The organism is Alteromonas sp. 4NH20-0056, from assembly GCF_057539655.1.
The window spans coordinates 91829-113369 of sequence record NZ_BAAJLS010000010.1; the positions used below are offsets into that span (position 1 = coordinate 91829).

General features: G+C 44.8%; 20 protein-coding genes and 1 tRNA gene. 7 read left to right on the forward strand and 14 right to left on the reverse strand.

Annotated features, from left to right (window positions below; translation table 11 throughout):
- Positions 1 to 27: 27 nt before the first annotated feature.
- Entirely contained in the window at positions 28 to 2148 is a 2121-nt protein-coding gene (locus AC27EZ_RS15430; protein WP_487136173.1) for a response regulator, read from the forward strand.
- Positions 2149 to 2278: 130 nt separating this feature from the next.
- Here AC27EZ_RS15430 and AC27EZ_RS15435 read toward each other — a convergent pair whose 3' ends face one another.
- From AC27EZ_RS15435 to apbC, 7 genes are all read right to left on the reverse strand, one after another.
- Positions 2279 to 2731 carry an NfeD family protein gene (locus AC27EZ_RS15435; RefSeq protein ID WP_487136174.1) on the reverse strand — a complete coding sequence of 151 codons (453 nt, stop codon included), beginning with the start codon at positions 2729 to 2731 and terminating at the stop codon, positions 2279 to 2281.
- Between the two features lie 2 nt (positions 2732 to 2733).
- The gene (locus AC27EZ_RS15440; protein ID WP_487136175.1) at positions 2734 to 3678 is read right to left on the reverse strand and encodes an SPFH domain-containing protein; all 945 of its coding nucleotides are present in this window, start codon (positions 3676 to 3678) and stop codon (positions 2734 to 2736) included.
- Positions 3679 to 3820: 142 nt separating this feature from the next.
- A tRNA-Pro gene (locus AC27EZ_RS15445) sits at positions 3821 to 3897 on the reverse strand.
- A gap of 148 nt (positions 3898 to 4045) precedes the next feature.
- The gene (locus AC27EZ_RS15450) at positions 4046 to 5479 is read right to left on the reverse strand and encodes an SLC13 family permease (RefSeq protein WP_487136176.1); all 1434 of its coding nucleotides are present in this window, start codon (positions 5477 to 5479) and stop codon (positions 4046 to 4048) included.
- A 94-nt stretch (positions 5480 to 5573) separates the two neighbouring features.
- Complete coding sequence (dcd, locus tag AC27EZ_RS15455; RefSeq protein ID WP_421131760.1) at positions 5574 to 6167, reverse strand: dCTP deaminase; 594 nt, start codon at positions 6165 to 6167, stop codon at positions 5574 to 5576.
- Between the two features lie 155 nt (positions 6168 to 6322).
- On the reverse strand, positions 6323 to 7051 hold the full coding sequence (locus AC27EZ_RS15460) for a DUF4114 domain-containing protein (RefSeq protein WP_487136177.1): 729 nt from the start codon (positions 7049 to 7051) through the stop codon (positions 6323 to 6325).
- 169 nt (positions 7052 to 7220) lie between these two features.
- Positions 7221 to 8321 carry an iron-sulfur cluster carrier protein ApbC gene (apbC, locus tag AC27EZ_RS15465; protein ID WP_487136178.1) on the reverse strand — a complete coding sequence of 367 codons (1101 nt, stop codon included), beginning with the start codon at positions 8319 to 8321 and terminating at the stop codon, positions 7221 to 7223.
- Between the two features lie 108 nt (positions 8322 to 8429).
- Between apbC and metG the strand changes: the two genes are divergently transcribed.
- Positions 8430 to 10457, forward strand: a complete 2028-nt coding sequence (gene metG, locus AC27EZ_RS15470; RefSeq protein ID WP_487136179.1) for a methionine--tRNA ligase — start codon at positions 8430 to 8432, stop codon at positions 10455 to 10457.
- Between the two features lie 85 nt (positions 10458 to 10542).
- Here metG and AC27EZ_RS15475 read toward each other — a convergent pair whose 3' ends face one another.
- The gene (locus tag AC27EZ_RS15475; protein ID WP_487136180.1) at positions 10543 to 11382 is read right to left on the reverse strand and encodes a methyltransferase domain-containing protein; all 840 of its coding nucleotides are present in this window, start codon (positions 11380 to 11382) and stop codon (positions 10543 to 10545) included.
- An 85-nt stretch (positions 11383 to 11467) separates the two neighbouring features.
- Here AC27EZ_RS15475 and gloB point away from each other — a divergent pair, with 85 nt between their 5' ends.
- The 5 genes from gloB (at position 11468) to bamJ (ending at position 16404) form a co-directional block, all read left to right on the forward strand.
- The gene (gloB, locus tag AC27EZ_RS15480) at positions 11468 to 12259 is read left to right on the forward strand and encodes a hydroxyacylglutathione hydrolase (protein ID WP_487136181.1); all 792 of its coding nucleotides are present in this window, start codon (positions 11468 to 11470) and stop codon (positions 12257 to 12259) included.
- 64 nt (positions 12260 to 12323) lie between these two features.
- A complete protein-coding gene (locus AC27EZ_RS15485) occupies positions 12324 to 13991 on the forward strand; it encodes a lytic transglycosylase (protein WP_487136182.1) in 1668 nt (555 codons plus the stop codon).
- A 4-nt stretch (positions 13992 to 13995) separates the two neighbouring features.
- Positions 13996 to 15030 carry an ion transporter gene (locus AC27EZ_RS15490; RefSeq protein ID WP_487136183.1) on the forward strand — a complete coding sequence of 345 codons (1035 nt, stop codon included), beginning with the start codon at positions 13996 to 13998 and terminating at the stop codon, positions 15028 to 15030.
- A 41-nt stretch (positions 15031 to 15071) separates the two neighbouring features.
- Positions 15072 to 15803 (forward strand): hypothetical protein, encoded by a 732-nt coding sequence (locus tag AC27EZ_RS15495; RefSeq protein WP_487136184.1) that lies wholly within the window; start codon positions 15072 to 15074, stop codon positions 15801 to 15803.
- 130 nt (positions 15804 to 15933) lie between these two features.
- Positions 15934 to 16404 (forward strand): BamJ family beta-barrel-assembly machinery protein, encoded by a 471-nt coding sequence (gene bamJ / locus AC27EZ_RS15500; RefSeq protein ID WP_487136185.1) that lies wholly within the window; start codon positions 15934 to 15936, stop codon positions 16402 to 16404.
- A gap of 58 nt (positions 16405 to 16462) precedes the next feature.
- Here bamJ and AC27EZ_RS15505 read toward each other — a convergent pair whose 3' ends face one another.
- From AC27EZ_RS15505 to AC27EZ_RS15530, 6 genes are all read right to left on the reverse strand, one after another.
- The gene (locus AC27EZ_RS15505; RefSeq protein ID WP_487136186.1) at positions 16463 to 17101 is read right to left on the reverse strand and encodes a tetratricopeptide repeat protein; all 639 of its coding nucleotides are present in this window, start codon (positions 17099 to 17101) and stop codon (positions 16463 to 16465) included.
- Positions 17098 to 17910: an SDR family oxidoreductase gene (locus AC27EZ_RS15510; RefSeq protein WP_487136187.1), complete on the reverse strand. Its 813-nt coding sequence runs from the start codon at positions 17908 to 17910 to the stop codon at positions 17098 to 17100. Before AC27EZ_RS15510 ends, AC27EZ_RS15505 begins: the two co-directional genes overlap by 4 nt.
- Positions 17907 to 18578, reverse strand: coding sequence for an iron-containing redox enzyme family protein (locus AC27EZ_RS15515; RefSeq protein WP_487136188.1), 672 nt, complete (start codon positions 18576 to 18578; stop codon positions 17907 to 17909). Before AC27EZ_RS15515 ends, AC27EZ_RS15510 begins: the two co-directional genes overlap by 4 nt.
- Positions 18579 to 18592: 14 nt before the next feature.
- Positions 18593 to 20038, reverse strand: a complete 1446-nt coding sequence (locus AC27EZ_RS15520; protein WP_487136189.1) for an AMP-binding protein — start codon at positions 20036 to 20038, stop codon at positions 18593 to 18595.
- Entirely contained in the window at positions 20035 to 20733 is a 699-nt protein-coding gene (locus AC27EZ_RS15525; RefSeq protein WP_487136190.1) for a thermostable hemolysin, read from the reverse strand. The genes AC27EZ_RS15520 and AC27EZ_RS15525 overlap by 4 nt, the downstream gene beginning before the upstream one ends.
- Positions 20734 to 20826: 93 nt before the next feature.
- Positions 20827 to 21522: a hypothetical protein gene (locus AC27EZ_RS15530; RefSeq protein WP_487136191.1), complete on the reverse strand. Its 696-nt coding sequence runs from the start codon at positions 21520 to 21522 to the stop codon at positions 20827 to 20829.
- Positions 21523 to 21541: the final 19 nt, after the last annotated feature.

The window sequence follows — 21541 nt, forward strand, 5'->3', positions numbered from 1 at the left end:
TTAATACGGATTTAAAATCGCTGAATTATGTCCATCCGACTCCGATATGTGCTCGCGTTGTTTTTAGTTGCTTCTCTCGTTACCACAACAGTGTTTGTTATGAGGGGTCTTTTTAGTGAGCAGCGTGCTGACGCGAGCATCATTAATATCGCAGGGCAACAACGGATGCTCTCTCAACGCATTGCATTATTGGTAGAAAAAATTCATAGCTGCCAAGACACCACGGGAAATAGCCAGTTAGCATTGGGCGAAGCACTTAACAAGTTTACTGAAAACCACTTAGCGCTAACCTCACTCCCCAACCTTCCCGACAGTGTTACAAAAATCTACTTTGGTAGAGACCAACTAGACTCACGAGTGAAAAAGTATATTGAACGTGCAACGCCCGTTGTTACTCAACAGTGTCCCAGTGAACGAAGAATTAATATTGAAGAAGCGTCTTTGATTTTAGCCCATCTGAACAATACCGTTGACGCATTTGAATTATCAGCGCGTGAGCGGGTCGATAAAGTTTCCAACATAGAACTCTATCTATGGGTAGCAACATTAGCATTATTACTCATAGAAGCGATCTTTATTTTTTATCCCATGGAGCGACAGATTACAGACTCTATCAAAAAGCTAATCGCGACTAAAAACAAAGCAGAAGCATCAGCCCTTAAAGCGAAACAAGCTAGCAAAGCTAAGTCAGAATTTTTGTCCAGCATGAGTCATGAACTACGCACCCCAATGAATGGGCTATTTGGGATGATTGAGCTTGCCATAGATTCACCCGAAAAAAGTACTAATTATCTAAAAAAAGCGAAAAGCGCGGGGCGGCAATTGCTTGTACTAATTAATGACATTTTAGACTTTTCAAAGATTGAAGCGGGCAAAATTCGCATCGAAAACAGCCCAATGGATTTACATCAACTTCTTGACGACGTCGTTTCATTGCAGCGTACTTACTGCCAAAACAAAAGCATCACTTTTCATTACGTTAAAGAGCGTGACTTTCCCCCCATTATATTGGGTGACATTACCCGTATATCTCAAGTTCTCCATAATTTGTTAAGTAATGCCATAAAATTTACCGAACGAGGCTCGGTAACGCTCACGGTAAACACCTTCAAAAAACAAGATGAAAGTTTTATTTCGTTTTGTGTCGAAGATACGGGCATAGGGATCGCACCTGAAAAAGTTAGTGCAGTATTCCAGAAATTTGAGCAAGCCGACCAATCAACAACCCGACTATATGGTGGAACCGGGCTGGGTTTGAGTATCGCTAAACAGCTTGCATTGCTTATGCAGGGTGATATTTCAGTTACGTCAATCTTAAACCATGGCAGTAAGTTTACCTTTGAAATGCCAATGGTGCCCAGCGAGTTTCCCACGGCTCATCTGCACACATCAAAAAGCCTTAACTGCGCAGTCGTTGACGACCTCCAAACAAGTCGAGAATATCTTTCTCACATTGTTACGAGTATGGGGTACTCAGCCACCACATTCAGTTCCGCTAGCGCTTTTTTAAATGCCGATTACGATGCTTATGACGTTATTATTCTAGATTTAGCCATGCCAGAAATGAGTGGTGTCGATTTACTCAAGGTGTTACAAGAGCGAGATGTAACCCCCTTCCCCCCTGTTATTTTAGTTTCTGCGGAATTAGAGCAATTAGAGAGCGATGACCCCGTTAACTCACTCATCTGGAGAACGCATACAAAACCCCTCAATCGAAATGATTTGGAACTTGATCTGCAGCAGCTAGGCACCCCGGACAATACGCCTAATGAAAAGCAATCCGACAACATTTATCGAGTACTTGTGGCAGAAGACAATGAGATTAATGCCGAAATAGTAAAAGCTATGCTTGTTATGGAAGGTTACAAGACTGTTCATGTTAAGGACGGTGAGCAAGCTGTTAATGCCTGCAAGAAACATAACTTTGACTTTATATTGATGGATTGCAATATGCCCATAATGGATGGATTAACGGCATCGAGTATTTTAAGAAACGACTTAAAAATTAAGGCGCCGATTGCCGCCTTAACAGCCAATGCGTTTCCAGAAGATAAAAAGGAATGTTTGAATGCCGGCATGGATGAATTTCTGACTAAACCCATTGAAAAAGAAGCATTGATTCAAACGTTAAAGAAATATTTGCCCTAAGCCCAACAACGCATACCGTTGATGCTGGCTATTAAACAACGTCACGTTACTAATCGATATGATTAGAAGTACTGGCAATAAAAAAGCACCATGAGGTGCTTTTTATCAGAAGCTAGAATGCAGTGCCAAGCTATTCGACAGGTTTAACATACAAAATACCCACTTCTACTTTTGACACTTCCACCGTTGTGCCTTTTGGTATGGGAACGGCTGATTTCACTGTCCACATCACACCTGAAAAGCGTGCAGCACCTGGTTCACCCGGTGCAATAGCGGTGTCTATATCAAAGGTGGTACCAATCCAGTCTGACTTTACTTCCTTTGGCGCGCGGTCTTGCTGAAGCATTTTTAGCGGTCGCCATACGATTAGCGTTAGCACAGCATCAATAATAGCTATGACAACAAATGCCGACAGCATAGACTCATCAAGAATACCCAAGTACATAAGCCCAGACGTTAGCATCATTGATATGCCTAACGTTAAGAGCAAAATAGTAGTAAAGCCCATAACCACTTCAAGAATAAGCAGGACCAACCCTAAACCAAGAAGAAAATGAGGCAAGTTAGTTAACATATTGTCCATAGCTAAGCCTTCTTACCGATAGTGTTTGCAATGGTCATTGCTTGCGCAACCACACTACCTATCTCAGTGCTGCTATCGGGTAACAGCACCACTGAAGACTCTTTCGCAATCTTTTCTTTCGCCAGAATGGCACTCTTTGCTAAATCTAGCTGAACCGCTTTTTGGCCTTCTGGCGTGGCAGCCGCTTTACCCACGGTTTCAATCGCTTCTGCGTCTGCTTTGGCAACACGAATAATGGCTTGCGCTTCACCGTCTGCTTTTAATATCTGCTGTTCTCTATCTGCCTCGGCTGCTAATACAATGGCTTGCTTATCACCCTCTGCGCGGTTAATGGCCGCCTGACGATCACCCTCCGACTCAAGAATTTGCGCTCGTTTCAAACGCTCCGCCTTCATTTGCTGTTCCATTGCATCTAACACTGAGTTTGGCGGGTTAATATCTTTTAGTTCGTAACGTAACACCTGCACGCCCCAAGGTGAGGCCGCCTCATTTAGCGCCGACACAATATTGGTATTTAGTAGGTCACGCTCTTCGAAAGTTTTGTCTAACTCCATTTTGCCTAACTCAGAACGCATGGTTGTTTGCGCTAACTGAGTTACAGCGAAAACATAATCTTCGACACCATAGGTGGCTTTATAAGGGTCTACCACTTTGAAATACAGCACGCCGTCTACGCTTAACGTAATGTTGTCTTTCGTGATTGCAGATTGTTCTGGTACATCACCCGCCTGCTCTTTCAACGAGCGATCGGCAGAAACGGTATCAATAAAGGGAACAATAAAGTTCAAACCCGCTTCTAGGGTTGTATTGTATTTTCCGAAACGCTCGATAATAAAAGCCCTGTTTTGCGGGACAAATTTAATAGACGATTTCAGGCCAATAACAATCAGCACGAGGAGAATAATTTGATACGAAAATACGTAATCGAGTAGTGTCTCTAATTCCATTTATGTACTCCTAAAATGTTTATACAACAAAATTCTTAAATTGTTATATCACAAATTGAATATACCGATAGAGATTAAATTGTGAGGAAGCGTTGCTTATTGGATGGTTAAGGCCGAGTAAGGGAGTATCAAGAAGAGAAGTTGGTCGGTGTGAGAGGATTTGAACCTCCGACCCCTGACACCCCATGACAGTGCGCTACCAAGCTGCGCCACACACCGACCGAAAGAGCCAACGAGTTTACTCAAATTTATCCACATTGCAACGGATATTACGTAAAAGCAGCGTTAAGCGATTAATTGATAACCAGTTTACGCTTAACCTTGTTGCTCATTGCCCTACTTCCCCAATGTTTTTGTATAGTCATGACTAAGTAAGTGTGGCGTAGCACACTATCGTTACCACGCATGCCACTATCACGTTTAATGCAATGCCTTCTCTCGCCATGGTTTTAATGTCGAACTTATCGGTTGAATATGCGATAGCATTCGGGGCAGTAGCCACAGGAAGCATGAACGCGCAGCTGGCGCTAATGGCCGCTGGGATCATCAGTAATTTAGGGTCTACGCCTACCGCTAGCGCTGCCGCGGCTAATATGGGCATAAGCAATGTTGCCGTTGCGGTATTACTGGTTATTTCAGTAAGAAACGTTACAAATAAACAAATACATAATACCAATAGCAATATAGGCAATGCTGAGAGGCCTGTCAGCCAAGTTCCCATTAACACACTAAGGCCAGACGCCATAAACGCTTTGGCAATACAAATGCCACCGGCAAATAACAGCAACATCCCCCAAGGGATATCGTTTGCGGTTTTCCAATCGAGAAGCTTGTCGTTATTGCCTTTTTTGTCGGTAACGCCCTTGTCGTTCCCGCTGTTAACCAAGAACATGGCCACTACACCCGCTACCGCAATGGTGCTGTCACTTATGGTGGTAACGCCAATCCATGTTGTCCAAAATGGTCTGAATATCCATGCCATTGCGACCGTGCCAAAAATAGCCAATACGCGCTTCTCGGCATCTGTCCATGCCCCCGGCGCTGGCAAATCAATATCGCCAACTCTATCTATTCCTCTGGCTAACCACAGCGCCATTATCGGAATAGCCACGATAACAATAGGTACACCCGTTTTCATCCATTCAATAAAACTGTATTCAACCCCTTGGGTTTCTTCATAAACACTCATAAAGATAATATTGGGCGGTGTACCAATGGGTGTACCTACCCCACCTAAACTGGCGGCATAGGCAATGCCTAAAATAAGGGCTACGCCAAAACGCGGGTTGTCTAGCGCATTTATAATGGCAATAGCCATAGGTAACATCATAAGTATGGTAGCGGTATTGCTTATCCACATGCTAAGCACGGCGGTGGTTAGCATAAAGCCTAAAATAACTTTCAGTGGGCTACCCGAGCCCGTTACTCTTAACATATAAATGGCAAAGCGCTTGTGTAAATTCGCGCGCTCGAGCGCTTTAGACAACATGAATGCCGCCATCAGTAAAACAATAACATGACTACCTAAAGAGGAAGCTGCTTCACTATGTGACAACACACCGAACATTGGAAATAACGCAAAAGGGATAATAGACGTAGCGGGAATAGGTAGGGCTTCTGTTACCCATAAGGTGGCGACAAACAGCGTAATTGCAGCGGTATAGGCAATGTCATCAGGCTGCCCAAGCCAAAACAGCCCAAGCGCCGTTAACACAGAGGCAATAAACGCCCCCGCGATAATGCTATTTTTCTTAACTGGCGTATTGCTTTCGGGCGCAGGGCTGTTTGGAGTAATTGGCATGGATGACCTTAAGCGTTTAATGGTGTTAGTCCGTTCACCTATATACTTTTATCAGTAATAACGCCGTAAATCATCCTATTGAAACGTTTATGTTTTATTTATCTTCATCATCTGAGGAAATTCTACTGGCTATCGCCCCGTCCTGGCCTTTGTATTTAGCATCAACGCGGGCGTTGTAAGGCTTTTCTGCGGGGTTAGAGAGTACTTCAAAGCTGATCGCGCCAATCTTCATTCCTGGGCGAAGCGCTAAAGGCAACTTTCCGCTGTTATAAAACTCAAGCACGATGTTGCCAGACCAACCCGGGTCGATTCTGTGGGCCGTTACGTGCACCATCAGCCCCAGTCGAGCAAGCGAAGAACGACCGTCTAACCACCCCACTATGTTATCGGGTAACGTAACCGACTCAAGCGTCACCGCCAGTGCTAATTCTTTCGGATGAAGAAAAAACGCTTTGCCATCCTCAAGTTCAATTTCGTCACTCATAACGTGGTCAAGCGCTTCTTGTACCTGCGCTTTAGGGCCGCTTAAATCAATAAAAGGGGCTTGGTGATCTTCAAATACACGAAATTTGTTTCCAAGACGAATATCTACCGTTACACCACTTATTTGGTCATAATCTGGCCTAGGGTCGATGGCTATTTTGCCGTCTTGTAAATACTGATAAATATCGCGGTCGCACAAGCGCATGGTGGAATTCCTTAATTCATTAGGCCGCTATTATGCGTATGTAAGCCAGCCCAATCAACTGCTAGCGGGCTTGTTTTTTTGATTTAACGTGCGAACTATTGCTGTTCGACGTTTTGATACTGGCTCGCTTCATCTAATACGAATCAACGGCCCCCTTAAAAACTATCACGCAAGTCGGTTCGTTCGTCGTTGCTATGCCGACAACGAACAAATATAAGAATAGCGAAAGAAGTGACAAGCAGTAGGAACGTATTTGGAGCAGGCACAGATGCTGACAGTAATTGACGAGTATTTGGCACACCAAAATCGATAGCGACGAGTAAGTCGTTGTAGTCTTTATCACCACCGCCGTAGATGTCTTCAAAGCCTAGTGCAACAATACCAAATTCGGGATAAACGCCAGCAATTACATGCTGCATGTCGTCTGGGTTATAAATTTCATCAGTGAAAAAATGCGTGCCATTGCTTCCAGTGAAAAAACCGTTGGCAGTAATAAAAAAACCAAGCGTTGTTCCGGCAGATAGATTGCCAAGCGTTATACTATCCCCCGTACTTAAGCTTCCACCGCCTTGAAGCCCCTCACCTGTGCCAGATGCATTTTCCCAAAGCATAATTCGGTTATCAACGTTGGTTGGGTTTGTCGATGCATCATACCAACCGAAGCTATTTTTATAACCCGCGCCTTCGCTTATAAAAAATACACTAACATTGTGGTCATGCTTTAGCGTTAGCATAGATGAATCTACTGTCATATCTGCAGTATTCAACGCCGATTGCGCCTCAAGCAGGCTAGGGAAAATATCGCCAAATTCGACAAGCGCAGCATGCGCATTACCCACTGTAAAACACAAAACAAAAAAAACTTGCGTGATAAATTTACACATAGTGCTGCCCTTAACAACTTCGTTACTGTTACGTATCAAGTTGTATGCCAAATCAAATAGCTCTTGTATCTACATGTAATTACTAGCAATTAAAATTTTAGGCTGCATCTCTACCCTTGACTTTCTCAAAATGCGAAACGTAACCATCACAAATTGAAAAAACAGTAGCTCAACGTGCTACAAACCCTATTTGGTCACCTTTTATATGCGATGCGCCGTGCTTGGCATTGGGCACCGTGAGTGCAAGCTGCATCGATAATGCCCGTGCCGCCTCGCGATAGCAGGTGGCTAGCGGTGAATCTGGCGATGAAACAAGTAACGGCGTACCCGCATCAGCATGTTCACGAATGCCTATATCAAGAGGAAGTTGCCCTAATAGGGGTAATCCATGACGTTCTGCCAATGCCTCTCCCCCATCTTTCGAGAAAATATAATCTTTGGTACCGCATGCTCGGCACTGGTAATAACTCATGTTTTCAATAAGGCCGAGCACCGGCACATTGACTTTTTCAAACATAGAAATGCCTTTCTGCGCGTCAGCTAACGCTAAGTCTTGCGGTGTGGTTACCACCACTGACGCTGTAAGGGGAACTTGCTGCGCCATTGTCAGCTGAATGTCTCCGGTTCCCGGTGGCATATCCACAATTAAATAATCAAGTACGGGCCACAGTGTCTCGTCTAGCAATTGTTTAAGCGCACGACTGGCCATGGGGCCACGCCATACGGCAGCATCATCTTGGGGTACCAGATAGCCAATAGAATTAGACACAATGCCGTGTGATGACAGAGGTTGCATATGCTTATTATCGTCGCTATGAGGATGTGCATCTGGGTTGCCGAGCATAATGGGAATAGATGGCCCATAAATGTCTGCATCTAACACCCCTACTTTTGCACCTTCTTGCATTAACGCAAACGCAAGATTAATACTGGTGGTGCTTTTTCCTACGCCGCCTTTGCCCGACGCCACAGCGATAATATTTTTAATATTAGTGACCGGTGCGTTGGCGGTTTCGCCTACTTCAATGCGCTGTTTGAAGGCAAGGTGCTCGTGCTGCACCTTACCTTTCATTTGTTCAACAACATGTGCGTGTAATGTCGGTAATTGAGTGTCCATACAAAACGGTAAGGTTACGGTAATGGTTTCAACGTTGTCACTATCAGACACTGTGCACCACGGTAAGGTGTCTGACACATCAAGACTAAAATAGCTGGCTAAAATAGCAGCAACCTTTTGCGTTACTGGTTCGGCTTTTCGAGAAAAGAACATAAATTGCCCTACTACCTAAAGATTTGTGTGAATTACGTAATGCAAAAAACGCGGTTTTCCGCTAGTATTTGCAACCATTTTGAAACGCAAAGAATCATTAACGTCATTATGTCAGAAAAACGTAGAATTCTGGTAACCAGCGCGTTGCCTTACGCAAACGGCTCTATTCATTTAGGTCACCTGCTTGAACACATTCAAACCGACATCTGGACACGTTTTCAGCGCCTACGCGGAAACGAATGTTACAGTGTTTGTGCCGACGATGCACACGGTACGCCCGTTATGCTGAAAGCGCAGGAACTTGGCATTACTCCGGAAGAAATGGTGGCAAGAACGCGTGCTGAGCATCATCAGGATCTGCTTGATTTTCACGTTAATTACGACAACTACTATGTAACCCATTCTCCAGAAAACAAGGCGTTGTGCGAAGAAATTTATACTCGCCTTGATAACGCAGGTTACATTAGCAAGCGCACTATTAACCAATTGTTCGACCCCGAAAAAGAAATGTTCTTACCTGATCGTTTCGTAAAAGGGACATGCCCAAGCTGTGGTGCAGAAGACCAAAACGGCGATAGCTGCGATGTGTGCGGCGCAACATACAGCCCAACAGAAGTGAAGAACCCACGTAGCGTGGTGTCGGGTGCAACCCCAGTACTTAAAGAGTCTGAACACTTCTTCTTCGACTTACCTAAGTTTGAAGACATGTTAAAAACGTGGATACGCTCTGGTGCGCTACAAGAAGAAATGGCAAATAAACTTCAAGAATGGTTCACCGAAGGCCTTCAGCAGTGGGATATCAGCCGCGACGCTCCCTATTTTGGTTTCGAAATTCCAGGTGCCCCAAATAAATTCTTTTATGTATGGGTAGACGCGCCAGTAGGCTATATGGCCAGCTTCAAAAACTTCTGCGACCAAAACAGCCTTGAGTTTGACGATTTCTGGAAAGCTGATTCAGATGCCGAGCTTTACCACTTTATTGGTAAAGACATTACGTATTTCCACTGCCTGTTTTGGCCTGCCATGCTAGAAGGTGCGGGTTACCGTAAGCCAACGGGGGTTAATATTCATGGTTTTGTTACCGTTAATGGTGCAAAAATGTCTAAGTCGCGCGGTACATTTATTAAAGGCCGCACCTATTTAGACCACCTGAACCCAGAATATTTACGTTACTACTTTGCGTCTAAGTTAGGCGACGGTGTTACCGACATCGACCTTAACTTCACCGACTTTGCACAGAAAGTAAATTCTGACCTAGTAGGTAAAGTGGTTAACATTGCTAGCCGCTGTGCCAGCTTTATTACCAAACGCTTTGACGGAAAGTTATCTGACAACGTTATCGAGCCAGAGCTTATTGCCGAGTTCCAAAACGCGTCAGACACCATTGCCGCGTTATTCGAAAAGCGTAAGTACCATCAAGCCGTGCGCGAAATTATGGCATTGGCCGACAAAGCCAATCAGTTCATTGATAACAACGCGCCGTGGGTAACGATTAAAGACGACACCAAACAACAGTTTACCCACGATGTGTGTTCGTTAGGTATTAACATGTTCCGCTTATTGGTAATTTACTTGAAGCCGGTATTGCCGGTGTTAGCGGAAAAAGCAGAAGCCTTTTTAAACGACGAGTTTAACTGGAATTCACTGCAAACCTTATTGAAAGGCCACGCTATTAATAAGTTTAAGCCTATGATGCAGCGTGTAGAAATGGAAAAAGTAGACGCCATGATTGAAGATTCAAAGGAAAGCCTAGCGCCACAAGCACCGGCTATCGACCCTGAAAGCCCGCTAGCAAAAGACCCTATCAGCGACACCATATCGTTTGAAGATTTCGCCAAAGTCGATTTACGTATTGCACGCATTGCCAATGCCGAGCATGTTGAAAAAGCAGATAAATTGCTTCGTTTAGAGCTAGATTTAGGCGGTGAAACCAAGCAAGTATTTGCTGGTATTAAATCAGCCTACTCGCCTGAAGCACTTATTGGCAAGCACACTGTTATGGTGGCAAACCTCGCTCCACGTAAGATGCGCTTTGGTTTAAGCGAAGGCATGGTGTTAGCAGCAGGCCCAGGTGGCGACGAGCTCTATATTCTTGAGCCTCATGAAGGTGCGAAGCCTGGTATGCGAGTGAAGTAACGCTTTGGCGTAACACCGTTTACATACTCGAAAGCCGCGTTTTATACGCGGCTTTTTTATTGGCTATATATATTTGATATGACTGTTATCGCTGCCGCAATGAAGGCGTTCTTGCGCTTGCCCCCATTGGCGCAAACTGTGGTTTTGCTTTACGCTTCAGGCTAATGGTTGTCATAGGGATTTCTCGTTTTCGCGCAAGGATCACGTACACCGCACTACACCAAGGTAGGTATTCAGACAAATAGCGCTGCAACGTGAGCGCATGTTTACTTCTGGGTTGAAAAAAAAGCGTCGAGAACATGACTTGTCGCTGCTCTACAATTTCAAAGCCCAACAATTGAAGCCAATCTTTAATTCGATAAGAGGTAAAAAAGCGGGCGTCATGCAAAATATTATTTCGCTTAACGGGCAGAAACTTCCCTATCCCCGCTAAACTGAGCGGATTGAAACCACTAATTATCACATAACCACTTTGCGTAACCACGCGGTCTACTTCTCGTAATATTTCGTGAGGGTCTTGTGCAAAATCTAATTCATTCGCCAGTAAAAAACCGTCGATACTGTTTTCAGAATACGGAAGCACGTGCGACTGTCCAATAACTTGCGGTGTCGTCAGGAATTTAGAAGGGCTTTTGCGATACGCTTGCCCACCGTCACTTTCATTGGCGACAATCGGTTTGGTGTTTGCCTGTACGATACTGTTAGACACCCGATGAGGCGCTTGGGTTATGATATTACGAATAGGGCTTTGGGTAAGCGGAATACTGGCACTCAAGCTGCCTAATTTAACGAAGTGATAACCGAAAATGCGCTGTGCATATTCTTCGCACACCTCAGATATAGTGTCGCGAATATGCTCCCCCGCAGGGAAGTCATCCCAAGAGTGCGGGTAACGTGGCGATTTAGGTCGAAATGCAGATCTCATAGTTAAGCAGACTGCCCCAAGGTTGCTCTGTTTACAACAAGTTCTTATAGTAGCTGACAAATAGTCTTAAACAAATAGGTGCACAATGACATCAACGACGCTTCCAAACGACATTGCTATAACGCCTATTCGCGCGTTTACCGATAATTACATTTGGTGCGTACACAACGCGACGCATGCAGTTGTTGTCGACCCCGGTGACGCCGAACCGGTGCTTGCCCACCTCAAGCAACATGGCCTAACACTGGCAGCTATTCTTATTACCCATCACCACCGCGACCACACTGGCGGTATTACAAAGCTAGCTGCCATAGCACCGCAGCTTCCAATTATCGGGCCTAGAGGCAATCACATTAGAGGCATTACCAAATCAGTATCGCAAGGTGATACTGTCAGCCTGCCAATTTTTGATATGCAGCTTCAAGTGATGGAAGTGCCAGGCCATACGCTCGATCACATCGCTTTTTTCGGTCATGGCGTATTGTTTTGCGGAGATACATTGTTTTCAGCTGGGTGTGGACGCTTATTTGAAGGTTCACCAGAGCAGATGCTGCACTCATTGAATAAACTCAAACGCTTACCTAATGACACATTGGTGTATTGCACACACGAGTATACGCAAGCTAACGTAGCCTTTGCGCGCGCTGTTGAGCCCAATAACGAGGCACTAATACAGTATTCAGCATGGGTAGAACAACAGCGAAACGACAATCTGCCTACGCTGCCTTCAACCCTCGAAAAAGAAAAAAACATCAACCCGTTTCTTCGCTCACATGAACTTTCTGTGAAAAAAGCAGCCGAATCATTTTCGAATAGCAGTCTCAGCGATAATGCCGCCGTTTTCGCCGCGGTTCGTCGTTACAAAGATGAGTTTTAATGCAACATCACGCCATTTTGCGTACAATGTGTGGTTTGCAGTTGCACCAAGAGGTCTCTTCATAATGCAGTTGAAGTTGTTTTTATTATCGCCATTCGTGTTGGTGCTAGGGCTTAGTGGCTGTCAGTTAACAGGGCAGCAGCTTGTTAACACTACAGAAAATCAGCCAAATAGTGAGGTGTGCGAACAAACCCACGAAACAGAAACCGAACAACACGCGTGCGACATTGCACAAGATGGTGTAATTGAAGTACTGCACCCTAACGATGACGTACTTGAAGAAGCGGAAGCACTGCCCGCGCCAGAAAAAATTGAAGTAGAAGCTGAAATAACCGACGTATGGCAGCGTGTAAGCAACGGTTTTCAATTTACGGTGCCCGATGATAATCGCGTTACCGTTCAGCGAAACTGGTATTTAAAGCATCCTGAATACATGGCACGCGTTGTCAAACGCGCTAAACCTTTCCTTTATTACATTGTTAATGAAATTGAAAAACGCGACATGCCAATGGAGTTGGCATTACTCCCTATTGTAGAAAGTGCGTTCGACCCCTTTGCCTATTCTCATGGCCGTGCCGCTGGCATGTGGCAGTTTATCCCAGGCACAGGCAAACGCTTTGGTATGGATCAAACCTGGTGGTACGACGGCAGACGTGACGTGGTAGCATCGACACAAGGTGCGCTAGACTACCTCACCTACCTCGTTAACATGTTCGATGGCAACTGGCTTCATGCGCTTGCGGCATACAATAGCGGTGAAGGGCGCGTATCAAAAGCCATTCGCAAAAATAAACGAGCAGGAAAAGAAACTGATTTTTGGAACCTAGCACTCCCCCGTGAAACCCGTGCCTATGTACCAAAATTGCTTGCGCTTGCCGACATTTTAAAACACAAAGATACCTACGCCTACTCGTGGCCAGAAGTGGAAAACGTAGCGGTGGTTAAAGCGGTAGATATTGGTTCGCAGGTAGACCTCGCTTTTGCCGCTGAGCTGGCGGGTATGACGCTAAAAGGCCTACATGCACTTAACCCAGGCTTTAATCGCTGGGCAACCTCGCCTGATGGCCCGCATCGGTTGCTACTGCCAATTGATAAAGCCGACGCCTTTATAAGCGAACTTGCCAAAGTAGATAGAACAGACCGATTAAATTGGGTACGTCACAAGGTAAAATCGGGTGATAGCTTGATTAAATTGGCGAACCAATACCACACCACGGTTGGCGTTATTAAACAGGTAAATGAGTTAGACTCAAACATGATCCGCGTTGGTCAATACGTTATGGTTCCTGTGGCATTAAAGGCCCTAAACGATTATGCGCTATCACAAGACCAACGTTTAGCACGCATTCAAAACAAGAAAACATCGTCGCAAAAAATAATGCACACTGTAAAGTCAGGTGATACGTTATGGGATATTGCGCGTAAATATAACGTCGGTACCAAGCAGTTGGCGAAATGGAACGGTATGGCGCCAGGCGACACCCTACGTTTAGGTAAAGACTTGGTGATATGGAAACCGTCAACCTCTACCCAAAAAGCAAGCAGCGGCATTGTTAAGAAAGTAACTTACACCGTAAGAAACGGTGATTCTCTGTCTAGAATTGCCGATAAATTCAATGTTCGTGTTAGCGACATTAGTAAATGGAATAACTTAAATGCCAAACGTTACCTGCAACCAGGCCAAAAACTTCAGTTGCATGTAGACGTAACGCGTTTAGACGTATCAGGATAGAACCATGTTTAAGATTAACCGGGATAATTTACGCAATAGCCACGAAACGCCCTGGTTAATTTTAGATTTAGTCATGCTAGGGGTGCTTTTTATCAACCTAGCATGGCTTATTTTCGATTCCCTTTATGAAAGCGACGCTATTTATGGTGTGCTAGGCGACTACTTCCCCGCTTTTGTAAATGCTTACAACCCTATTCACAACAACTTTCTTTTTGTCGATTTGGTGTTTATTGCTATTTTCTTAACCGAGTTCTGTTTTCGGTGGATAGTGGCAATTATTCGTAAAGAACATCTTCGTTGGTACTTTTTCCCGTTTTTACACTGGTACGATATTGTTGGCCTTATCCCTTTAGGTGCCACACGCCTCTTCCGCTTTTTACGCATATTCTCTATTCTTCATCGCCTTCATAAGTATGAAATAATCGACTTAAACCAAACTGCTATTTTTCGGTTTTTAGCCTTTTACTACGACGTTTTTGTAGAAGAGCTCAGCGACAGAATAGTAGTAAAGGTGTTGAGCGACGCACAAAAGGATATCGCCGCAGGCTCGCCCCTGCTTGATGATATTACCGCGCAGGTACTAGCCCCCAGACGCCCCGTGATAACACAGTGGCTAGCAGGGGTGGTTAATCACCTTGGCAAATCTATTACTAGCGAAGAGCACGGCCAAGCTATTCGTGAACACGTGCGAAAAAGCGTGGGTAAAGCGGTACGCAGTAATGCCCAAGTGTCTACCCTAAATTACCTACCTATTATTGGTAAAACAATTGAAAATACGCTGGAAGAATCGGTAACCGATATTGTAACCATGTCGCTTGTGAACCTGCTAAGCGACTTAGATGCTGAGCGTATAGATCACTTTGTATCGGTAGGACTACACGATTACACCTCGGCAGCCGACGCACTGGACCAAGAAGTACTGAGCGTTGTGAATGAATGCTTAGAGCTGGTAAAGGCCCATGTATCGCAACAGCGCTGGAAATCGCAATTAATGGAAAAGGAAGCGAGCGTACCTGCCCCACCAGACAATACGCTATAAATAAAAGCCACAAAGAAGACGAGCTCGCCACGGATTTGGATATGCAAAACAACCACAATAACTCTCCTGATTATTCGCAGTACACCATTGAAGAACTTGAAGATGTCATTGCCAATATCGACAAGGCGCAATTCCCTGAACGTTTTGATGCCGCAAACATGGCGCTGTCAGAACAACTAAAAACGAAACCTCAACAGCCTCATGATGATGAGGAGAAAAACGCGGAGCTTCCGCCCCTTAAGTGGTCTGAACAACATGTGGCTACACGCGTAATGATGATATCGTTTTTTGCGATATTGGTGTCGGGACTCGTGGGTATGTTCTGTGACTTTATGGTGGCAAAAAGTTGGTCGAGTAACACAGTGGGCTTATTTTGGTTGCTGTCTATTTCGCTTATAGTGTTATGGTTTACATGTCTGACCCTAGATGAAAAGTTTTCGAAGCGGCTTACCCATAATTGGCGAGGCAAACTTTCCCTCATCGTCATGCCTTTGTTGTTTTTGATGTTTAGCTGGATATTTGTCGATAAGACGCTGCCGTTTGGGTTGCATAAGGTAGCAGACCAACAAAATGTCCGCGTTGATATGGATTATAGAAAAAGAAATGGCAGAAAGCACTGCCGACATCGAATCGAAATTATCGAGACAGATAAGCTAGAAGATATCGATATGTGCTTATCTAAACAAGCGCATAACACGTTAGCTGAAACGGGAAAACTGTTAGTGACTGGAACACAAAGTCGCTTTGGATTACACGTTCATAATTTACGGTAGCCAAATAGAAGGGATAGTAACAAGATAAACAGCCCTCAACCTGAATAAAAACAATGGGTTTAAGAAAAAATACGCGTTATAAACATCGAGTGGTACACTGCCTAAAAATCTAAATAAATGAGTGAATACAATGAAATTTATTATTTTTGCCATCATCATTGGCCTAGCCATATTTCTGTTTACCCGAAGCGCAACGAACAAAAAGGTTGCGGCAGAAAACAGTGAAGCAGGTAGTGCTTTTCTTACTGAAAACAAAACCAACCCTGACGTAAATGAAACCCCCTCAGGGTTGCAATACACGGTGTTACAGCAAGGGCAAGGCACACAGCACCCTACTGCATTATCAACCGTTAAGGTGCATTATCACGGCACGCTTCTCAATGGCACTGTATTTGATAGCTCAGTAGATAGAGGCGAGCCTATCAGCTTTCCATTGAACAGAGTAATCGCTGGCTGGACAGAAGGTGTTCAGCTTATGGTAGAGGGTGATAAATTTCGATTTTTTATTCCGTCGCACTTGGCGTATGGCGACAGCGCGGCGGGCCAAATTGCACCAGGCTCGTTATTAATTTTTGATGTTGAATTGCTAGACATTAAATAACACCCCGCACCGTGTTTAAGCGCTGCAGGGTGTGGGCAAAATAATTTGCTTGCGATGACTAATTAAGCTTGGCGAGCAATTTGCCTTTTAGCTGTTGGACTTCAGCTTGACGCCCTTTGTCTGCCAGCGGTCTGTCTGGTCGTGGCAGCGCGGCTTCAGCCCGCTCAAGATATATCATTGCTTGCTTGTATTCCCCTTCGTCAAACAAAAATTCAGCATAAAAGAAGTTAGGGTCAATACCGTCAGCATTTAACGTCAGCCCTTGGGTCATTAAGGCCTTTGCTTTCTTATCGCTTCCAAACCCTATCGGCCAACCCGGTACTTTATGATACAACACGCCCAAGCTTACCATCGCCGAGCCCTGTAACGCAGACTCATCAATACTCATCGCCTTTTCAAAGCTCTTCTTAGCCGCTTTAGCATACTTCAATGCGCCAATTCCGCCTTCTGCACCGGCAGTGGTAGACTGAATAATACCTAACCAGGTGTACTCATTTGCACTTTGTGGATTTGCGTTTATGCGGTTTTCAACGTCAGAGGCAAGCGCAAGCAACGCCTCTACCTTTTGCTCGCTATTGGCATCAGAGTAGTTTATCTCTGCCCATTTATGCTGAATCGGTAATAACCCCTCATCGGCATATGCAATAGCCGAAAAAAGGAATAATAGTGATGCTACGCTCATGGTTAATCGTTTCATGATAATTTTTCCTCGCTCCGCGTTTTCATATATCGCTGTATGGTGGGTAATTGTTTTTTTAACGCCATATCAACAATGGCGGGAAATGCGCCGTTAATCTTTACAAAAAGCTTTTCTGGGAAGCCAACAAAACGACGGCGCTGCTTTTTATTCAGCATATCCACCAGCATTGCCGCTACATCGTTAGGATCATCAACCGCATTTCCCAACGCTTTGTTCATGGACATTACCTGTGCGGAGTTGATAGCGGTTTCTGTGGCTCTGGGCGCAAAATAGTGAAGATGCAGCCCCGACCCCGCGTACTCTCTCATCAACGATTCGGTGAAACCCCGAAGGCCAAACTTTGATGCACAATAAAGAGAGTGATAGGCAAAACCAATGCTGCCAAATGTTGAACCTACATTTACAATATGCGCATCGCTGGCCCGTTGCAATATAGGAATAAGCCGTTGTGTTAGCGAAATAGGCACCAACAAATTTGTCCTAAGTATCGCTTCAATATTATTTGATGACGTGGTTGTTATTGAGCCAGTTTCCGTGACCCCCGCGTTATTAATAAGCATGGTCACTGACTTTTCACGACACAGCGCCACCACGTTATCCATATCTTCTGACAGCGTAAGATCAGCGCATACCACTGTATGCTGGCCGGGTAACGACTCAACCAAGGCGCCTAGTTTATTGATGTTTCTGCCTGTTAAAATAAGCGACACACCTAGGTTTGCTAACTGCCGCGCAATGGCTTCCCCTATTCCGCCCGATGCGCCGGTTAACAAGCACACCTGTTTTTCGAAGGTTACGGTCATCATGCTGCCTCCGTTAGTAACTCATTGCACTGTAACGTTCTAAAGATATTCGCATAAAGTTGAAAGAACATTTTAGCGGAGTGAATAATTAGGTCTTGCTCGGCCTTATCGTCAATTTTATTCATCAAATCTTTGAAGAAAACAATGTGTTCTTGGTCAAGCGAACCATGAGATCGTAAATAGCTAAAAGCAGCTTTTGGAAGCCCTAGAACATCTTGAATTGACGCAGCTGCATTATCAGCAAGCGCAATACTGGTGCCCTCTAACACAAACACCATACCAAAAAAGCATAATGGGTTTTTACGGCGAATTGCATCATACGCATAAGATACCATTAAGTCGGTTGCACTTGCCGGCGCACTTTGTCTTACCGCTTCTTTATCTACGCCACAGGCTGCCAAATCATTTAAAATCCACTCTTGATGGCCCATTTCTTCTTCAATGTATTCACCGACCGCTTCACGCAACCACTCTTTGCTTTCAGGCAATGCAGCCCCCGTCGCCATAAGCAGGGGTACCGTGTGTTTTACATGATGATAGGCTTGCGATAAAAATGCGGTGTAGTCTTCAACTGATATGTTGCCTTCAAAGCAGCGACGAATAATAGGCGATGATGTGAGATAAGCACGTTCGTTCTGTGTTTCATTTTCAAGTCTTTCAAATAATTTCATGATGTACCCTTAATTTAAGCAACAAGTTGGTTGTTTAACTGGCTAATAATGGTGTGAAAATAATCAAGCGCTTGAGCTCGACGAAGCTTGCCATTGGCGGTAAGTAGTGACGCATTAGGTGGTAGCGAATCTATCGCATGCCAATTCGCAATGCGTGCATATTCAGGTAGGCTTTCATTTACCTTGACGATAATGGCTTCAATCTGTTGTGCGCTTAACGAACTGTCTCGTTTTACCAAAATCGCACTGCATTTTGTTTGCCCTTCGCCCACGAGTAACGCATATTGAAAACAACCTGTGGCAGCCAAAGCGCTCTCAACCCATTCGGGTGAAATGTTTCTACCGACACTGGTTATAAAGATGTTTTTCTTACGTCCATGAACGTAAAAATAACTGCCCTCTTTAGATACCACGTCCCCCGTATACACTTTTGATGGGTAAAACGAGTCAGGTTGGTTTAGGTAACCAAGAAAGATATTTCCTTTCACAACAAGCTCACCATCTTCAATAGACAACTGATTGTGGCCGAGCGACTGACCTACACTACTTCCACGCTGGTGCGTTGGTAAGTTCAATGTGTTAACCGACACGCCTTCTGAGAGGCCATACCCTTCATATACAGGTAACCCTAATGCTTTAGCTTTGTTTAGCAATTCAGGCGATACATGTGCGCCACCAACAGCAATAAACGACAGTGAAGACGGTGGTATCCAACCTTTTTGACATGCTGACACCAGCAACATCAGTAATTCAGGTACCAGTATCAGAGTTTCTGGCTGATGAGTGCTAATTTGAGACAGCATGGCATCGGGGTTACTAAGCGCCGCACCGGAAAAGCCAAGCTCGTTGCTTGAGGGCAACACAACCGTTCCGCCTACTAGCAAGGGGGCATAAACGCCCGCAATATTCTCTAGGAGTGTTGGCAATGGAAGCAGGCATAAGTGACGCACATGCTTTAGTCCCACTGCGATAGATACACTTTTCGCCACCTTGTATTGCGAAACGTTAGACAAACACACGCCCTTGGGCGTACCTGTTGAGCCTGATGTGAACGTTATTTTTCCGGTGCCCGCGGGGATACATGGCTGGCGGACTGCATTCATCTTGAATACCTGAAGTGTTTCGAGGGGCGACACAACCTCTTTTTTGCAGTCGTACATGTGTTTATTGTTGGTGATCACCAGGCCAATGCCCGCTTCTTCAAACACATGAGCGCGCTGCTGCTCAGAAAAATAAAGTGGTATTGGAGTGAGTACCTTATCAGCTTCGCGCGCTGCTAAGTCACAGACAACCCATTCAGCACAGTTATCAGCGATTAGCCCAATGTGCTTTTCAGGCTGCTGCAACATCCAGTGTGAAACGGTTCTCACTTGAGCGGTTAGGTCCTCATAACACATACTACCGCCGTTCCATTTTAAGGCGATACCATTGGGCTTAAACGTTTTAGGCTCTAATATCATAGGTATACCTCTAGCGTATGGGTGATGTTTGGTAATAATGGCGCCACACTATTAAACAGTTGTGCGACCTTTTCCGACGATGTAACTAGCTTTGATACTTCACTGGTGCGCAGTGCCACCACCTGAGGCTGTGTTTCGTAATATGTTCCCCACTCCGCGCCTTCGTTCGATAAGCTTTGCTTTGACGCTTCGCATAAAAAAGTCAGTGGTAGGCCTATCTTTGCCATTAACTGCCGTAGCGCCGACGTGGCAGTAAATACCATGACGGCATGATTGAGTTGAAGTAAGCTAAGTGCGGTTAATAGCAAAAGAGGCTGCGTGAAACGTCCGTTCTGGCTGTACAAATTACCAATTTCAACAATACGTGAGCGATCAGTGCAGAAGTTGACCTGCGCCAACATATCTTCTACCGGCGCAGGCATGTACGTTTCAACGAATAGGGGTGATACGCCGCTTCGAATCCCTAGCGCCGCTGATGGTTTGTCTCCACCGATACCAAGTAATACCGGCATAAATGTTTCAAGCGTTGCGTGATAAGAACGAGAAAAACCGCCTTTGATGAACTGTTGAAGTGCATGTCGATGCTCAGTTGAATGTGCACCTGTAAATAACTGCATTTGCGTTTGACGAGAATAAGTCGTCTTGGCGGTGTGTGTGCTTGTAGGACAAGCTTGTAATGATTCGGTACTTAACATAAATAACAACTCTGTTAACTGTTAAGCCGATTATGAAATATGAATATTAAGTCAAACTTAAGCCATCAATAATTTTTGAGTTATACCGATAAATTAAAATTCGTATTCTAGTACCATACGCAATGTGTGGTCTTTGTTGTCGCCATTTAACCCGGCAATAAACCCAAGCTCCCATTTAAGCTGTTTTTGACCATCAAAACGACGAATCCCCATAAAGGCAGGGCCTACACCTATAAAATCTTCCGCAGCATATAGTTCGATAGCTGGTTGAATTTCAGGGATCCAGCGATAACGAAACTTCATTTTAAACTCTCCTTCAAATTCGTTTTCAATGGTTTCGCCCCATTCGTATACCAAAGTTACGTTAGTAGTGAGTGAGAAACGACCGAATTCTTTCTCGGTCAAAATACCGCCTTTTATTTCCCAATCGTTCTTATCGTTTTGTTTTTCAAGCTCGAAAAGCAAACCCCAATCTGCCCAATATTGCCCCTGCTCTGTTAGCATCGTGCGCAATTCAAGCTCGTAAGAAGCAACCGAGAAATCATTATTTTCATCTCTGCCGCCCACTACGTAAAACTCTAGAATTGAGCGTTCTGATAACGCGTGTCCGGCAGATATGCGTTGCATTAGCAAATTCCCATCATCGTTTTGACGCGACGTAAGGCGCCATTCAAACTCTCGTTCAAATGGCAGTACGTAGGGGTGATACACTTTATCGACAACAAAATTATCGGCTAGGGCAACACGTAGCGGCAGCACGGTTAGGAATAACGCTAGCCAGTACTTCATGTTTAATCTCTCGTACAAT